At 67.8% G+C, this 15,740-nt stretch carries 14 protein-coding genes; 5 read left to right on the top strand and 9 right to left on the bottom strand.

Features of this window, described 5'->3' with window-relative positions:
• Positions 1-6: 6 nt before the first annotated feature.
• From CBR61_RS05035 to CBR61_RS05000, 8 genes are all read right to left on the bottom strand, one after another.
• Entirely contained in the window at positions 7-978 is a 972-nt protein-coding gene (locus tag CBR61_RS05035) for a zinc transporter ZntB (protein ID WP_172835920.1), read from the bottom strand.
• Positions 979-1,038: 60 nt separating this feature from the next.
• Complete coding sequence (locus tag CBR61_RS05030) at positions 1,039-2,166, bottom strand: cobalamin-independent methionine synthase II family protein (protein ID WP_088913372.1); 1,128 nt, start codon at positions 2,164-2,166, stop codon at positions 1,039-1,041.
• On the bottom strand, positions 2,163-2,978 hold the full coding sequence (locus CBR61_RS05025) for an alpha/beta fold hydrolase (RefSeq protein WP_088913371.1): 816 nt from the start codon (positions 2,976-2,978) through the stop codon (positions 2,163-2,165). The genes CBR61_RS05030 and CBR61_RS05025 overlap by 4 nt, the downstream gene beginning before the upstream one ends.
• Positions 2,979-3,002: 24 nt before the next feature.
• Positions 3,003-3,548, bottom strand: a complete 546-nt coding sequence (locus CBR61_RS05020; RefSeq protein ID WP_088913370.1) for a VOC family protein — start codon at positions 3,546-3,548, stop codon at positions 3,003-3,005.
• A 21-nt stretch (positions 3,549-3,569) separates the two neighbouring features.
• Entirely contained in the window at positions 3,570-4,172 is a 603-nt protein-coding gene (wrbA, locus tag CBR61_RS05015; protein WP_088913369.1) for an NAD(P)H:quinone oxidoreductase, read from the bottom strand.
• A gap of 17 nt (positions 4,173-4,189) precedes the next feature.
• A complete protein-coding gene (locus tag CBR61_RS05010) occupies positions 4,190-6,385 on the bottom strand; it encodes a TonB-dependent receptor (RefSeq protein ID WP_233996867.1) in 2,196 nt (731 codons plus the stop codon).
• A 248-nt stretch (positions 6,386-6,633) separates the two neighbouring features.
• A complete protein-coding gene (locus CBR61_RS05005) occupies positions 6,634-7,449 on the bottom strand; it encodes an IclR family transcriptional regulator domain-containing protein (protein ID WP_088913367.1) in 816 nt (271 codons plus the stop codon).
• The gene (locus CBR61_RS05000; protein ID WP_088913366.1) at positions 7,430-8,590 is read right to left on the bottom strand and encodes a CaiB/BaiF CoA transferase family protein; all 1,161 of its coding nucleotides are present in this window, start codon (positions 8,588-8,590) and stop codon (positions 7,430-7,432) included. The genes CBR61_RS05005 and CBR61_RS05000 overlap by 20 nt, the downstream gene beginning before the upstream one ends.
• Before the next feature lie 92 nt (positions 8,591-8,682).
• Here CBR61_RS05000 and CBR61_RS04995 point away from each other — a divergent pair, with 92 nt between their 5' ends.
• Positions 8,683-9,456, top strand: a complete 774-nt coding sequence (locus tag CBR61_RS04995; protein ID WP_088913365.1) for a citryl-CoA lyase — start codon at positions 8,683-8,685, stop codon at positions 9,454-9,456.
• Between the two features lie 55 nt (positions 9,457-9,511).
• Entirely contained in the window at positions 9,512-10,864 is a 1,353-nt protein-coding gene (locus tag CBR61_RS04990) for a M24 family metallopeptidase (protein WP_088915466.1), read from the top strand.
• On the opposite strand, the gene CBR61_RS04985 is transcribed toward CBR61_RS04990, so the two are convergent.
• Entirely contained in the window at positions 10,861-11,766 is a 906-nt protein-coding gene (locus CBR61_RS04985) for an SMP-30/gluconolactonase/LRE family protein (protein WP_157696503.1), read from the bottom strand. The genes CBR61_RS04990 and CBR61_RS04985 overlap by 4 nt on opposite strands.
• 156 nt (positions 11,767-11,922) lie before the next feature.
• Between CBR61_RS04985 and CBR61_RS04980 the strand changes: the two genes are divergently transcribed.
• The 3 genes from CBR61_RS04980 to CBR61_RS04970 all read left to right on the top strand — a co-directional run bounded on the left by CBR61_RS04980 (position 11,923) and on the right by CBR61_RS04970 (position 15,703).
• Positions 11,923-13,416, top strand: coding sequence for a CoA-acylating methylmalonate-semialdehyde dehydrogenase (locus CBR61_RS04980; protein WP_088913363.1), 1,494 nt, complete (start codon positions 11,923-11,925; stop codon positions 13,414-13,416).
• A 117-nt stretch (positions 13,417-13,533) separates the two neighbouring features.
• On the top strand, positions 13,534-14,367 hold the full coding sequence (locus tag CBR61_RS04975; protein WP_088913362.1) for an NTP transferase domain-containing protein: 834 nt from the start codon (positions 13,534-13,536) through the stop codon (positions 14,365-14,367).
• 25 nt (positions 14,368-14,392) lie between these two features.
• Positions 14,393-15,703: a lipopolysaccharide biosynthesis protein gene (locus CBR61_RS04970; protein WP_088913361.1), complete on the top strand. Its 1,311-nt coding sequence runs from the start codon at positions 14,393-14,395 to the stop codon at positions 15,701-15,703.
• Positions 15,704-15,740: the final 37 nt, after the last annotated feature.

The raw sequence follows: 15,740 nt of genomic DNA, 5'->3' as shown, positions 1-15,740 counted from the left end.
CGTGGATCAGTCTTCGAACCAGTGGCGCCAGGCGAACCACGCCATCACCGCCGCCGCAATGACGAGGCAGAAGACCACAACCCCCCAGAACGCCCAGGGCTCGGCGGCATAGGGGATGCCCTCGACATTCATGCCCAGGAGGCCGGTGACGAAGGTCAGCGGCAGGAAGATGAAAGCCGTCACCGCGATGGCGAGGCTGCGCTGGTCGATCTTCTCGGCGCGCAGATCGGTGAGCTGTTCATGGAGCAGCGCCGCGCGCTCGCGCACCGCCTCCAGTTCCTCGGCCATGCGGGCGAAGCGGTCGGCCGCCTCGCGCAGGTGCATCCGGTCGTCCTTGCTGATCCAGTCGAATTCGAGCTGCGCCATCGCCGCCAGCGCATCGCGGTCCGGCGCGACGAAGCGCCGCAGCACGATCGCCTGCGAGCGGATATGGGCGATCTTGCGCCTGAGCGCATAGATGTCCCCGCCGTCGAGCATCCCCTCGCAATCGTCGAGACTGTCGCCGAGGTCGGCGACCTGCGGATCGAGCTCGGTCGAGATCGCCTGCGCCAGCGCGGCGACGAAATCGCCCCCGTCGGTCAGCCGCCCGGCGCGCATCGCCGCCTCGACCTTTGCGAGCGCGGCGAGGCGGTGACGGCTGACCGAGGTGACGCGGGCACCTTCCACCCAGACGCGGATCGACACAAGGCCGTCCGAATCCTGCATCGTGTCGAGGCCCGTGCCGCGCAGGTTGATCAGCGCGCCGTCATCCACATCGTCGCAGCGCGGGCGGGTTTCGTGGGCGACGAGGGCATTGGCGGCCATCGGCGGGACGTAGCCCGGCAGGTCCATGCTCTCCCCGTGCCCGATGTTCTCGACATGGAGCCAGACGAAGCCCGAGCCGTCGAAGGTGGCGACATCGAGCGGGCCGATTTCGCTCACGGTGCCGCCCTGCACCTTCAGGGCCTGCACGTGGATCGGGCGGGTTGTGGCGTCCATCGCCCGCGACGTTAGCCCTGCCGCCCCGCCTCCGGCAAGCCGGGGGCGGAGCGCGGCTTGTCAGAAATACTTCTCGCTCGCGATCGCAGCCCCTTCCGCGAGTGCGGCGAGCTTGGCCCAGACGATCTCCGGATCGAGCGCATTGCTGCCCGCATGGACCGAAAAGCCGCAATCGACGCCCGCCATCACGCGCTCGGCCCCCAGCAGATCGGCATAGCGGCCGATGCGCTGGGCGATGAGTTCGGGGTGCTCGATATAGGGCGACTGCGGCTCGACCATGCCGGGGCACAGGATCTTGCCTTCGGGCAGGGGGTGCTTCTCGAAGAAGGCGAATTCGTGCGCATGGCGCGGGTTCGCGCCTTCCAGAAGAACGGTCTGCGGCTTGGCGCTCCAGACGATGTCGGCGATCTCGTCGAGCGCGACATCGCAGTGGTGCGGCCCCGGATAGTTGCCCCAGCACAGGTGCATCCGCAGCTGCTCGGCGGGGATGTTCTGCACCGCATGATTGAGCGCGGCGATGTTCATGCCGATCCGCTTGCGGAATTCCTCGGTGGAAAGATGGGTGAACTGCACGTGGCGGCCCATCGCAAGGTCGGGGCAATCGACCTGCAGGGTGATGCCGGCAGCCGCGATGGTCTCGTATTCGTGGCGCAGGCCCTCGGCGAGGGCGAAGACATATTCCTCGTCGCTGGCATAATACTGGTTGGGGAAGAACAGCGCGGTCACACCCGGCGAGGCGGCGGACATGAAGGTGGCGTGGCCGTTCGCCAGCCGCTTGAGGCGCTCGGCGTCGATGCGCGGGGCCTCCATGTCGATGACGGTGATGGGCGCGGTGCAGGCGGGCGCGGAACGCTTGGCGCGGCCCTTGTTGCCGAACACCTGCGCCTTGGCGCCCGGGAACGCTTCGAGATCGGCGAATTCATACTGCCCCGCCTCGCCGCCAAAGCCCGACAGGCGGTGCTTGATATAGGTGGCGTAGGAGGGCTTGGACTGCTCGCCGTCGTTGACGATGCTCACCCCAGCCTCGATCTGGCGCTTGATGACGTAGGCGGTCGCTTCCTCGACCGCGGCGTCGAAGGCTTCCTCCGACACGACCTCGCCGCCCTCGCGGGCGAAGACGAGGTCGAGCAGCGCCTCGGGACGCGGCAGGCTGCCGACATGGGTGGTGAGGAAACGCTTCTGGGTCATTTCGGGGCCTTTGGCTTGAGGAAGGCGGCGATGGCGGCGTTGAAGGCGGCCGGATTATCGGCATTGGCGAGGTGGCCGGCGGCAGGAATCTCCAGATGCCGTCCGCGCGGTGCCAGCGTCGCGAGCACGCGCGCGCATTCGCGCCGCCACAGGGTATCATGTGCACCGGTCATCGCCAGCACCGGCATCGCCAGCAGCGCCGCCGCCTCGCGCGGGAAGCCGGGGGCGTGGCTGTTCGAGAGCAGATCGCGGCCGTCATAATCGGCGAGGATGTCCAGCATCAGCGCCCGGGCCTCGCTGGTGTGGGTCTCCATCAGCGGATGACGCGACCATTCGGCGCGCAGGCGCTCCAGATCACCTGCGGCAGCGAGTGCGCGGAACCGGTCGAGGTCGATCACCTCCTGCCGTTCCACCAGCGCCGGCAGCGGCGCGCCCGAGACCACCAGACCGGTCAGACGCGAGGCGAACTTGCGTGCCACGTCGAGCGCCACCACCGCCCCCTGCGACAGGCCGGCCAGCGCAAAGCGTTCGAACCCGAGGAAGTCGGCGATGGCGATGATGTCATCGGCCTCGCGCGCCAGATCGCTCGGCGCGGTGGAGGCACCGCAGCCGCGCCGGTCAGGCATGACGAGGAAGAAGTCTGTGGCGAGGCCCGCAACCTGCGGCGCCCACATGCGGTGATCGAGGGTCCAGCCGTGGAGCAGGATCAGCGGTGCGCCGTCCCCTGCCATGCAGATGGGCAGATGGCCGCCTGCCACGGCCACCTGCCCATGCCACGGGCCGTCAGGCTGCGGGGTGCGCGCGGCAAGCATGTCGCTTCTGCACCCCGCTTGCGCTCAGGCCGCTTCGGCGGCGCGGAAAGGGTTGTTGTTGTGGTGATCGCCCGCCAGCCAGCGCTTGAGTTCGGCATGGGCGGAGGCGCGGCGCTCGGCATCGAGCGGCGCGGCGCGCGGGTCGTCATGGGTGAATTCGAGGATCATCCCGTTGGGGTCGGTGACATAGACCGACTTGCAGTAGCCATGCTCGAGCACATAGGTCTGCGGCTCGACGATCCCGGCGGCGGCGATGCGGCGCACCAGTTCCTCCTGCGCATCGGCATCGACCTGCAGCGCGATGTGGATGAAGGGGCTGGAAGGGATGTCGGGCCCGAATTCGGCCTGGTCCTCCGCATCGGCGAACTGGAAGAAGGCGAGCGCGCTGCCGTCGGCCAGCTCGAAGAAGCAGTGGCAATAGGTGCGCTCCTTGCCGAACAGCTCGTCCTTCTCGCAATAGGTCGCCATCAGCGGGAAGCCGAGCACGTCCTCGTAGAAGGCGCGGGTCGCCTCGAGGTCCTTGGTGACATAGGCGGTGTGGTGGAGGCGGTTGGCCAAGATCTTCGTCATCGTGCTTTCTCCCCGTTCAATTCACGCGGCCAGCTTCGCCGCGATCCGCGCGACATGTGCCCCCTGGAAGCGGGCACCCGCAAGCTCGTTTTCGGAGGGCATCCGGCTGCCGTCGTTGCCCGCCAGCGTCGAGGCGCCATAGGGCGTGCCGCCGCTGATCTCGCCCATCTCGGCATTGCCTTCGAAGGTGTAGGGCAGGCCGACGATCACCATGCCGTGATGCAGCAGCGTGGTGTGGAAGGAGGTGATGGTCGTCTCCTGCCCGCCGTGCTGGCTGGCGGTCGAGACGAACACGCTCCCGACCTTGCCCACCAGCGCCTTGGTGAACCACAGCCCGCCGGTCTGGTCGAGGAAGTTCCTCATCTGCGCGGCCATGTTGCCGAAGCGGGTGGGTGTGCCGAAGACGATGGCGTCGTAATCCGCCAGCTCGTCCGGGGTCGCAATCGGAGCGCTCTGTTCGGTCTTCATTCCTGAAGCCGCCGCCACTGCCTCCGGCACCAGTTCGGGAACGCGCTTGACGACGACCTCGGTGCCGGGGACGCTGGCCGCCCCTTCGGCGACGGCAGCCGCCATCGCCTCGATATGGCCATAGCTCGAATAGTAGAGCACCAGCACCTTGGTCATGTCAGTCGTTCCTCAAGTCAGAATTTGAAGCCCACTTCGACCCCGTAGCGTCGCGGGCGGGCACGGAACACGAAGCCGCCGGGGGAGAATTCGGCGTTGTAGATCTCGTTGAAGAGGTTCTGGGCGAAGGCGGTGATCGACACCCCGTTGGCCAGCGTCACCCCGGCGCGCGCGTCGACGATGTCGACCGGATCGCGCACGGTGGTGTTGAACGGCTCCCACCAGGTCTTGCCGATGCGGCGGTAATCGACGCGCAGAAGGCCATCGACGCTGTCGCTGATTGCGCCGGCATACTGCGCCCCGAGGTTGAGCGTGTAGCGGCTGATCTGCGGCGCCTCGTTGCCGATCACGGATGCGTCGGGGAACTCCTTGATCTCGCTGTCGGTCACGCCGATCGCGGCGTTGATGTCGAAATCGGGCAGGACCTCCGCGGTCGCTTCCAGCTCGAAGCCATTGATCCGGGTCTCGGGAATGTTGCCGAGGTTCTGGGTCGAGCTGTCGGCGAGGAACACGAAGAAATAGCCGTTCTTCGACTTGGTGGTGTAGGCCGCGCCCGCCAGCCGCACCGGGCCGAGCTGCGCCTTGGCGCCCAGCTCGAAGGTGTCGGCGGTTTCGGCCTGGAAGATGTCGCCCACCCCGACGATCCCGGCGCGCCGCGCCTCGGCGCCCACCCCCGTCTGGTTGAACCCGCCCGAGCGGAAGCCGCGCGAATAGCCGCCGTAGAGCGTGAGGTCGGTGCTCGGCTCCCAGGTCAGGGTGATCTTCGGCTGCCAGTCGTCGAACACGACATTGCGCACCTCGCCGCTGCGCGCGGTCGGCACGCCCGGCACCACCGGCAGGAAGTTCTGCGGGGTCAGCGTCGTCTGCTCGCGCCGGTCGCGGTCGTAGCGCAGGCTCGCGTCGACCCGGAACTCCGGCGAGAACTCGTAGCCCGCATTGGCGAACAGCGCCCAGGCGAAGTTCTCCTGCCCGTCGGCGAGGAAGGTCAGCTGCGGGTTCAGCGGATTGGTCGAGGGGCTGCGGAACACCGCAGTCACCCCGTTGCCGGTGTCGATCAGGTTGCCGGTCGAGATGTAGCGGGTGGTGTCGATCAGGTAGCCGCCGACCATCCAGTTGAAGGCGCGCCCGTCCTCGGGCGAGGCGAGGCGGACTTCCTGGCTGAACGCCTTCACGTTCAGATACTGGCTCTGGTTGATGTCGAAGCCGAAGAACTGGAACAGCAGCGATTCCCGGATCGGCAGGAAGTTGAACGCGTCGCCGGTGACGATTTCCGAAAGCGTGTCATAGGACGAGATCGAGGTCAGGACCGCGTTGTCGCCGGCATATTCGACCTTCAGCGCGACGTTGTAGATGTCGCGGTCGTTGCGCCCCGGGTTGTTCACCCGGACCGGGGCGATGGTGTTCACGTCATTGACGATGTTGTAGTAGAAGCCCTGCGTGCGCAGCTGGTTGACGCTGGCGCGCAGGTCGAAGGTCAGCCGGTCGGTCGCCTCGACGATGAGGTTGCCGCGCAGCGAGAAATCCTCGACCGGATCGGCATCCTCCCCGAGGAAGGTGTTGGGGATGAAGCCCTCGGTGTCGTACCACGAACCGGCGATGCGGAACTTGACGTTCTCGGCGAGCGGCCCGCTGATCCCGCCGCGCAGGAAGTAGCCGAAGCCGTTGTCCACGCCCGCGGTGATGTTGCCGGAGAACTCGTCGGTCGGCTTCTTGGTCTGGATGATGATCGCCCCGCCGATGGCGTTGCGCCCGTAGAGGCCGCCCTGCGGGCCCTTCAGCACTTCGATCTGCTCGATGTCGAACAGGTCCTGGTTGAACTGCGCCGGGTTCACCTGCTGGACCCCGTCGACGATCACGGCGACGCTGGGCTCGGAATTGCGGTTCTGGGTGATGCCGCGGATGATGACGAAGGCGTTGCCCGCGTTCTGGGTCTCGACGAGGTTCACGTTGGGGGTGAGCGCGATGAAGTCCGCCGGGCGCTCGATCCCGGCGTTCTGGATCGCCTGCGAATCGAAGGCGGTGACGGCGGCGGGGGTATCCTGCAGGGTTTCCGAGCGACGCAGGCCGGTGACGACGATGCCCTGGTTGTCCACGGTGTCCGTGGCCGGTGCCGCGTCCTGCGCGGCCAGCGGCACGGCGACTAGGGTGGCGGCGGCGATGGCGGTGCTGCCGAGGAGGCTGCGGGTGACGCGGCCCATGCCCGAAATCTTCATGTCTCTCTCCCCTGTGCGCGCGCTCGCGCGCCGCTCTTTGTGGCGACCCCTCCCTGATCGGCTGGTTATGGAATTCGCAATGCGAAGTCAACTTCGATATGCGAAACTTTGAGGCTGTGGCGCATTGGCCACGGGAGAGCACGCCGGATGCGCCCGCCCCTGCCGCTTCATGCCGGCGCGGTGGCGATGTCGTTGTCAGGTCGTCGCATGGTCATCGCGCACCGGTCGCGGGGCGCTTGGCCTGCCCCTCAGGGCCGCAGACTGGCCTCGAGCGCCGGCCAGCGTTTCAGTGCCGCCTCGATCTCGCCCGCCGCGCGGCGCAGCAGCGGAAGGCGGGTGCGGACCAGCTCGTCCTGCGAGATGCGGGTGGTCGAGGTCGAGCAATTGATGCTCGCGATAACCCGCTTGTCACGCCCGAAGATCGGCACCGCGACCGAGACGATGCCGTAATCTAGCTCGTCGAGCGCCGAATCGTACCCCCGCTCGGCGATCAGGGCGAGCCGGTCGACCAATGCGGCGCGGTCGGTTACGGTGCGCTCGGTGAAACGCTGATAGGGCGCGCGGGCATAGAGCGCGGCGCGCTCGTCCTCGGGCAGATGCGCGGCGATCGCCTTGCCGAGCGAGGTCGCATGGAACGGAAAGCGCGTCCCCACCCCCGCCGCGACGCGGAACCGGCGGTCGGTCGAGACATGGGCGACATAGAGAATGTCGGCGCCCGAGAGCACCGCCAGGCTGGCGCTGTCACCGGTCTGGTCGCGCAGGGCCTGCAAGGGCGGCAGCACCACCTGCTCGATCTGCATCGAGGCGAGGAAGGCCGAACCGATGGTCAGCACCGCCGGGCGCAGCAGGAACTTGCGCTCGTGCTGGCCGACATAGCCCAGCTCCACCAGCGTGATCAGGCAGCGGCGGGCGACAGCGGGCGGCAGCGCGGTCTTGGCGGCGACCTCGGAGAGGGTCATCTCCGGATGATCCTCGTCGAACGCTTTCAGCACGCGCAATCCGCGTTCGAGCGTCGAGAGGAACTCCGGGTCTTTCCCTGCCGCTTCAGCCCCTGCGGATCCCATGCACCGGCCTTTCGATGGAGCGGCGGATCGCCGCATCGTCTGCCCCCAATAGGGGCGGCGCGGTGACGCTGTCCATCCGCTCGCCATCGAAGGACAGGGGGAAACGGATGGTGCGGAAGGTCCCCTTGGGCCCGTCCGGATCGGCGACCTCGAGCCCGAGCACCTTGGCCTGCTCGGTCGCGAGCACCTCGGCGCTGTCATAGACCGGCGAATTGGGGACTTCGAGGCGGGTCAGCTCGGCGGTCCAATCGGCGCGGGTGCGGGTGGCGAAGATCGGGGCGAGGAAGGCGACGACATCCTCGTAATGGGCGATGCGCGCCTCGCGGGTGGCGAATTCGGGCCGTTCCAGCATGTCGGGCTGGCCGATCGCGGCGGCGAGGTTCTCCCAGAACTTGGGCGGCGATGACATGTGGAGCGCGAGCCACTTGCCGTCCGAACACTGGAAGACATAGCTCTGCGAGACGTGGGGGCGGCTGTAAGGCCCCATCACCTGGTCGGCCGAGAGCAGGTGGGTGAAATCGTCGAGGTTGAAGTGGCACATCGCCTCGAACATCGAGGTCTCGACCACCCGGCCGCGCCCCGTCCAGTGCCGCTCGTTGAGCGCGGCGAGGATGCCCAGCGCGGTGTAGAAGCCGGTCATGGCATCGGCGATGGCCGGGCCGACGACGCGAGGGTGCTCGGGGTTGACCAGCAGCCGCAGGAACCCGCTCGCGGCCTGGGCGACGGTGTCGAAAGCGGGGCGGTCACGCTCCGGCCCCTCGCTGCCGAAGCCCGAGATCGCGGCATAGACGAGGCGCGGGTTGATGGCCTGGAGCCGCTTCGCACCGACCTTCAGCCGGTCTGCCACGCCGGGGCGGAAGTTCTGGATGAACACGTCGGCGCGCTCCACCAGCGCGTCGAGCACCGAAAGATCGCTTTCCTTCTTGGGGTCGATCGTGATCGAACGCTTGTTGCGGTTATAGGTCTGGAAGTGGGGCGAGTAGAGCTCGCCCTTGAAGCTGCGGAAGGGATCACCCGTGCCGGGCTGCTCGACCTTGATGACATCCGCGCCGAGGTCGGCCAGCAGCATCCCCGCGGCAGGCCCGGTGATGAAGGTACCCATTTCGAGCACCGTAACGCCTGCGAGGGGCCGAGCGGTCATCCTGCATTTCCCATCTGCTTGCCTGTTGGAGAATGTGATACTATATTCTTCGCATACCGAAATCAACTTCGATTAGCGAAAAAGGACCCGGGATGCGCATCGGCAAGCAGGATAACGCCGTCACCTCGATCTGCACCTCCGATGCGACCAGCATCACAGTGCGCGGGCTCGACCTGTGTTCGGAAGTGATCGGCCATGTCGATTTCACGAGCTATTTCTGGCTGCTGGTCACGGGCGCCATGCCCTCTCCGCCCCAGAAGGCGCTGGCCGATGCGGTGCTCTGCGCCATCGCCGAACACGGGCTGGTGCCGAGCGTCGTCGCCACCCGCATGACCTACGCCGCCGCGCCCGAGGCCTTCCACGGCGCAGTCGCCGCGGGGCTGCTCGGCTGCGGGAGCGTGGTGCTCGGGAGCGCCGAGGTGGCAGGGCGGTTCTATGCGCAGGTCGTGGCCGAAGGCGGTGATCCCGCCGCGGCCGCCACGGCTGCGGTCAAGGCGCTACGGGCCGAGAAGAAGGCCATCCCCGGCTTCGGCCACCCCCAGCATTCGAGCGGCGATCCGCGCGCGCACCGGCTGCTGGCACTGGCGAAGGAACAAGGGATGGAAGGCCCGCACATCGCCATGCTGCGCACCATCGAGGCCGTGCTGCCCGAGGCTATCGGCCGCAGCCTGCCGATCAACGTCAACGGCGCGATCCCGGCCGTGATGCTAGACGCGGGCTTTCCGCTCGCCGCGCTCAAAGGCATCTCGCTCCTTGCCCGCACCGCGAGCCTCATCGCCCATCTCCAGGAGGAGACCGAGCGCCCGATCGGCTTCATCATGTCGGGCGCGGCGGCCGAGCGGATCGGGTTCGACGACGGCGAATAGCTTGATCCCGCGCGTGCCCCGCGCCACTGTCCCGGCAAGAACAAGGAGCATGGGCATGATCGGACGGCAACTCATCGCACTGGCAGCGGCTCTCGCGGCAACACCCGCGCTTGCCGACGCGACTCTGCCGCTCGCCGAGACCGAGCAGGCCGCCCCCGCGCTGCCCCCGATCCTCGCCCCCCGCGAGCGCGCCGCGCTTGAGAACCGCATCCTCGCCGAAAGGCTCGATACCATCGTCCCGCAGATCATGCGCGAGGAAGGGATCGACCTGTGGCTGCTGGTGGCGCGCGAATATTTCGAGGAACCGGTGGTCGCCACCATGCTCGACGCCGAGAACATGCATGCACGGCGGCGGACGATCCTGATCTTCCACGATCCCGGCGAGGGCAAGCCGGTCGAGCGCCTCACCGTCAGCCGCTACGGCCTCGGCGGGCTGTTCGCGCCCGCGTGGGACCCGGACAAGCAGCCCGACCAGTGGCAGGCGGTCGCCGATCTGATCGCCGCGCGCGATCCGGCCAAGATCGCGGTCAACTCCTCCGATCTCTACCAGTTCGCAGACGGCATGACCCTGAGCCAGTACGACCGCTTCATGGCCGCCCTCCCCGCCGGCCTCAAGGGCCGCGTCGTCTCGGGCGAGACGCTCGCGATCCGCTGGCTCGAGACCCGCCTGCCCTCAGAGATGGCGCTCTATCCCACCGTGGTGCGCATCGCCCATGCGGTGATCGGCGAGGCCTTTTCGAGGAAGGTCATCACCCCCGGCGTCACCACCGCCGAGGAGGTGCAGTGGTGGTATCGCGACCGGCTGATGCAGCTCGGCCTGACGCCGTGGTTCCACCCCTCGGTCGCGATCCAGCGGCAGGGCGCGAAGGGGATGCTGGAGGGCGCGGAGGTGATCCGGCCGGGCGACCTGCTGTGGACCGATTTCGGCATCACCTACCTCAGGCTCAACACCGACACGCAGCACCTCGCCTATGTGCTGAAGCCCGGCGAGACCGAGGCGCCGGCGGGCCTGAGGGCGGGGCTGGCGAACAGCAACAGGGTGCAGGATCTCCTCACCCGCGCCTTCAAGGTCGGCCGCTCGGGCAACGAGGCGCTGGCCATCGCCCGGGCCGATGCGATCGCGGCGGGGCTCGATCCCTCGATCTACACCCACCCCATCGGCCACCACGGCCACGGCGCGGGACCGTCCATCGGCTTCTGGGACAACCAGAAGGCCGACCCGCGCGGGAGCGGCCCGATCCGGGCGAACACCGCCTGGTCGATCGAGCTCACGTCCTACGCAAACGTGCCCGAATGGGGCGGCCAGCGGGTCGATTTCCGGACGGAGGAGGACGCCTTCTTCGACGGCAAGAGTGTGCGCTACATCGACGGACGCCAGACCGAGATCACGCTGATCCCCTCGGACTAGCGGCTCGACGAGCCCGTTCCGCGCGCACGGGTCCTGACCCGGTAAACGTCGGTCAGCGCGGTGATGTAGAGTTCCGAGAGGTCCGCACCGCCCCATGCGAGGTTGGTGGCGCGTTTGGGCGTGGCGAGGCGCTCGATCACTTCGCCCCGCGCAGGATCGACTACGCAGATGCCGCCGGGGCAGGTGAACCAAACCCGCCCTGCGGTATCGACCCTGACCCCGTCGACGCGGCCCGGCTTGCTCTCGTCGGTCACATCCGCGACCAGCCGCTTGCCCGAGGCGGTGCCATCGGCGGCGAGATCATAGGCCCAGAGCGTCTGCGTCGCGGTGTCGCCGACATAGAGCACCCGCTCGTCGGGCGAGAGCGCGAGGCCGTTGGGACGCGAGAGTGCATCGTCGATCAGCACCATCCGCCCGCTCGCCTCGTCGAGCGCGAAGACGCCCGAAAAGGCCAACTCCGCCGCGCGCTGGCCGAGGCCATAGGGCGGATCGGTAAACAGGATCAGCCCGTCGCTGCGCACCACCACGTCGTTGGGGCTGTTGAGGCGCTTGCCCTCATAGCGCGCGGCGACGGTCTGGCGTCCGCCCTCGCTGGTCCGGCGGGTAATCTCGCCGCTGCCATGTTCGGCGTTGAGCAACCTGCCCTCGCGGTCGAAGGTGTGGCCGTTGGCGTTGGCGCTGGGGGTGTAAAGCACCTCGGGCGCGCCCTCTCCGGGGGTCAGGACATAGACTGTGTCGCCGGGAATGTCGCTGAAGATCAGCCGCGCCCCGTCCCATGCCGGGCCTTCGGTGAAGGTGTAGCCGGTAGCGGCAAGCTCGAGGCTGCCCTCGACGATCAGCGGCGCGGTCTCCTCGGCGGCGAGAGCGCCTGCCGTCCATGCCGCCGCCAGCCCCGCGATCATTGTCCAAGCCCTGCCCATCGCCTGCTCCTCCTCGTTCCGTCCTGCGAGCAGAGTGCCCTGCCGCGCCGCGCCATGCCAGCACTTTTGAGGGGACCCGCAAGGGTTGCATGAGGCCCGCGCGGGGGGCATGGGGAGCGCCAGACAGGAGACCCCCACATGCGTCAGATCGACCACTTCATCGTCGGCGAGACCCCCGCCCCCACCCGCAAGCACATGGTCTGGAATCCCTCGACCGGCGAAGTGCAGGCCGAAGTCGCGCTCGGCGATGCCGCCCTGCTCGCCCGCGCGGTGGAGACCGCGAAGCGCGTCCAGCCCGCCTGGGCCGCCACCAACCCCCAGCGCCGCGCGCGGGTGATGTTCGCCTTCAAGGAGCTGGTCGAGGCGAACATGCAGTCGCTCGCCGAAATGCTCTCCTCCGAGCACGGCAAGACCGTCCCCGACGCGCGCGGCGACGTGCAGCGCGGGCTGGAGGTGATCGAATATGCCTGCGGTCTGCCGCAGATCATGAAGGGCGAATATACCCATGGCGCCGGGCCGGGGATCGACGTTTATTCGGTGCGCCAGCCGCTCGGGATCGGGGCGGGCATCACCCCGTTCAACTTCCCGGCGATGATCCCGATGTGGATGTTCGGCATGGCCTGCGCGGCGGGCAATGCCTTCATCCTCAAGCCCTCCGAGCGCGACCCGAGCGTGCCGGTGCGGCTTGCCGAACTGTTCCTCGAGGCCGGCGCACCCGAGGGGCTGCTCCAGGTCGTCCATGGCGACAAGGAGATGGTCGACGCGATCATCGACCATCCCGATATCGCCGCGATCAGCTTCGTCGGAAGCTCCGACATTGCGCAGTACATCTACGCGCGCGGAAGCGCGAACAACAAGCGCGTGCAGGCCTTCGGCGGGGCGAAAAACCACGGGATCGTGCTGCCCGATGCCGACCTCGACCAGGTCGTCACCGATCTGACCGGCGCAGCCTTCGGCTCGGCGGGCGAACGCTGCATGGCGCTGCCCGTGGTGGTGCCGGTGGGCGAGGAAACCGCCGAACGCCTGAAGGAAAAGCTGCTGAAGTCCATTGCGGGTCTTCGCATCGGGGTCTCCAACGATCCGGACGCGGACTACGGCCCGGTCGTCACGCCCGAGCACAAGGCGCGGATCGAACAGTGGATCACCACCGCCGAGGAAGAGGGCGCCGAGATCGTCGTCGACGGGCGCGGCTTCACGCTTCAGGGCCACGAGAAGGGCTTCTTCGTCGGCCCGACCCTGATCGACCGCGTGACGCCGCAGATGCGCTCCTATCAGGAGGAGATCTTCGGCCCCGTACTCCAGATCGTGCGCGCGCATGATTTCGAGGAGGCGGTGCGCCTGCCCTCCGAGCACCAGTATGGCAACGGCGTCGCGATCTTCACCCGCAACGGCCATGCCGCGCGCGAATTCGCGGCGCGGGTGAACGTCGGCATGGTCGGGATCAACGTGCCGATCCCGGTGCCGGTCGCCTACCACTCCTTCGGCGGGTGGAAGCGTTCGGGCTTCGGCGACATCGACCAGTACGGCGTTGAAGGCCTCAGGTTCTGGACCAAGAACAAGAAGATCACCCAGCGCTGGCCCGACGGCGGCGGCGACGGCTCCAACGCCTTCGTCATCCCGACGATGGGGTGAACGTCCCGCTTCGCTGCGCAAGATAAGGCAAAAACTGCAACACATTCCGCTCGTCTTGCGGAGAGAACAGTCTAACGCCTTGGAACTGTCACATGCTTCGGGTTATGTCTCGAAGCTATGGAGAGTTGCAGGAAAGTCACCGCCCTCGTCCTGGCTGGCAAGCGCGCCGGCGCGCTTGACCCTCTCGCGGCGCGGGCGGGTGTGGCGCAGAAGGCGGTCGTGCCCGTGGGCGGCGTGCCGATGATCGAGCGCGTGGTGCAGCAGGTCGCCGCCTGCCCCGATGTCGGCGCGATCCGGATCGTCGCCCACGAGCAGGGAGAGATCGCCGCCCTGCCCACCATCGCCGCGCTCATGCGGGCGGGCCGGCTGTCCTTCGTCGCGGGCCATCACAATCTGGTCGACTCCGTCGTGGCGGGAGCCGAGGGGGCGGCCTTTCCGGTCATGATCACCACCGCAGACAACTGCCTCGTGACGCCCGAGGGCTACGGCGAATTCATTGCCGGATGCCGCGCCGCACAGGCCGATGGCGCGGCAGGGCTCGCGCGGGAGGAGGACGTCAAGGCCGCCGATCCGCAGGGCCAGCAGCGTTTCTACAAGTTCCGCGACGGGGGCTATTCCAACTGCAACCTCTACTGGCTGGGCAGCGAGCGCGCGGTCAAGGCGGCGGAAATCTGGCGCGAGGGCGGGCAGTTCGTGAAGTTCCCGCGCCGCATCATCAAGGCCTTCGGGCTTCTCAACCTCGTCCGCTTCATGCTCGGCAACGGCACCAAGGAGAAGCTCTTCACGCAGATTTCCCGCCGCTTCGGGCTCCAGCTCGTCCCGGTGGTGCTATCGGACGGCCACTATGCCATCGACGTCGACAACGAAACGACCTTTGCGGTGACGGAAAAAATCCTTATCTGCCGCGAACGCAAAGAGGCTGTCGCACCTCGCGTATCTGCTGCTCACTGATTTTCCGCGAGGCACAAGGGTCACCATGAAGCGGGTCTTCGCCAACATGGGCTGGCTGCTGGGCGGACGCGGATTCAACGCGGTGCTGAGCCTCATCTACCTCGCGATCGCCGCCCGCACGCTCGGGACCGAGGGCTTCGGCCATTTCGCCCTCATCATCGCGCTGGCGCAGGCGATGGTCGGCTTCTCGAGCTTCCAGACCTGGCAGTTCATCGTGCGCTGGGGGGCGGACCCGGACGCGCCCGGCGTCGATCTCGCCCGCGCGCGCGAGGCGACGGGCTTTGCCGTCGGGCTCGATCTGATCTCGGTGGTCGGCGGATCGCTGGTGTCGGTGCTGGTGGTGATGACCGCGCCGCTGTGGCTCGACGTGCCGCGCGAGCTGTTATGGCTGGCCCTGTTCTTCTGCGTCGTCTCACTGGCGACGATCCGCACCACGCCTACGGGCATCCTGCGCCTCCATTCGGCCTATGGCAAGGCGACCGGGGCAGAGGCGGTGCAGCCGGTGGTGCGCACGCTCGGCTCGGTGCTGGCATGGTGGCTGATGCCGGACGTGACCGGCTTCATCCTCGCCTATGCGGCCTCGGAGATCCTGACCTTCCTCGCGCTGTGGGTGGTGGCCGCCCGGGTGCAGCCGGTGAGCCTCGCCTCGGTGAGCCTGCGGACCATCCCCGCGCGGCACCGCGACGCGTGGCGCTTCGTGTGGTCGACCAATATGTCGGGCAGCCTCGCGGTGGCGGGCAAGCAGGTGATGATCCTGCTGGTCGGCACCTTCGGCGGGGCCTATCTCGCGGGCGGCTTCCGCATCGCCAACCAGCTGGGCGTGGCCCTGATCGCGCTCGCGCAGACGATCTCCAAGGCGATCCTGCCCGAGCTCGTCCAGTCGCGCGACGGGGCGGTCGAGATCGCGCGGCGCATGGCCAACATCGCCGCGATGGCCGGGGTGACGGCGGTGGTGACCGCGATCCTGTTCGGCCGCCAGGGCATCGCGCTGGTCGCGGGCGAGCAGTTCACCGGCTTCTACTGGGCGATGATCATCCTCTCGATCGCCGGCGCGGTCGAACTGGTCGGAGCGAGCCTCGAGAGCCTGCTGGTCTCGGCCGGCAAGGCGCATGTCGCCTTCCTCGTACGGCTGTTCCCGACGATCCTCGCGCTGCTGATGCTGGAAATGGCGATCGACTGGAAAGGTGCGCAGGGGGCGGGCTTTGCGGTGCTCGGCTCGAGCATCCTTGCGGTGGTCGGCTTCTACGTGGCGATCGTGAACCTCAGGCAGTTCCGGCTGGTGGTGGAGCCGGACGAGGAAGGGGCGGACCAGCGGCCCGCCCCTCCAAAAATCTGAACCCCGTTCGGGCTGAGCCTGTCGAAGCCCTGCACTT

This window comes from Porphyrobacter sp. CACIAM 03H1 (genome assembly GCF_002215495.1).
In the GTDB taxonomy this organism is placed as follows: domain Bacteria; phylum Pseudomonadota; class Alphaproteobacteria; order Sphingomonadales; family Sphingomonadaceae; genus Erythrobacter.
The sequence above is the reverse complement of the archived record's forward strand: the minus strand, read 5'-3'. Positions and strand labels throughout refer to the sequence as shown.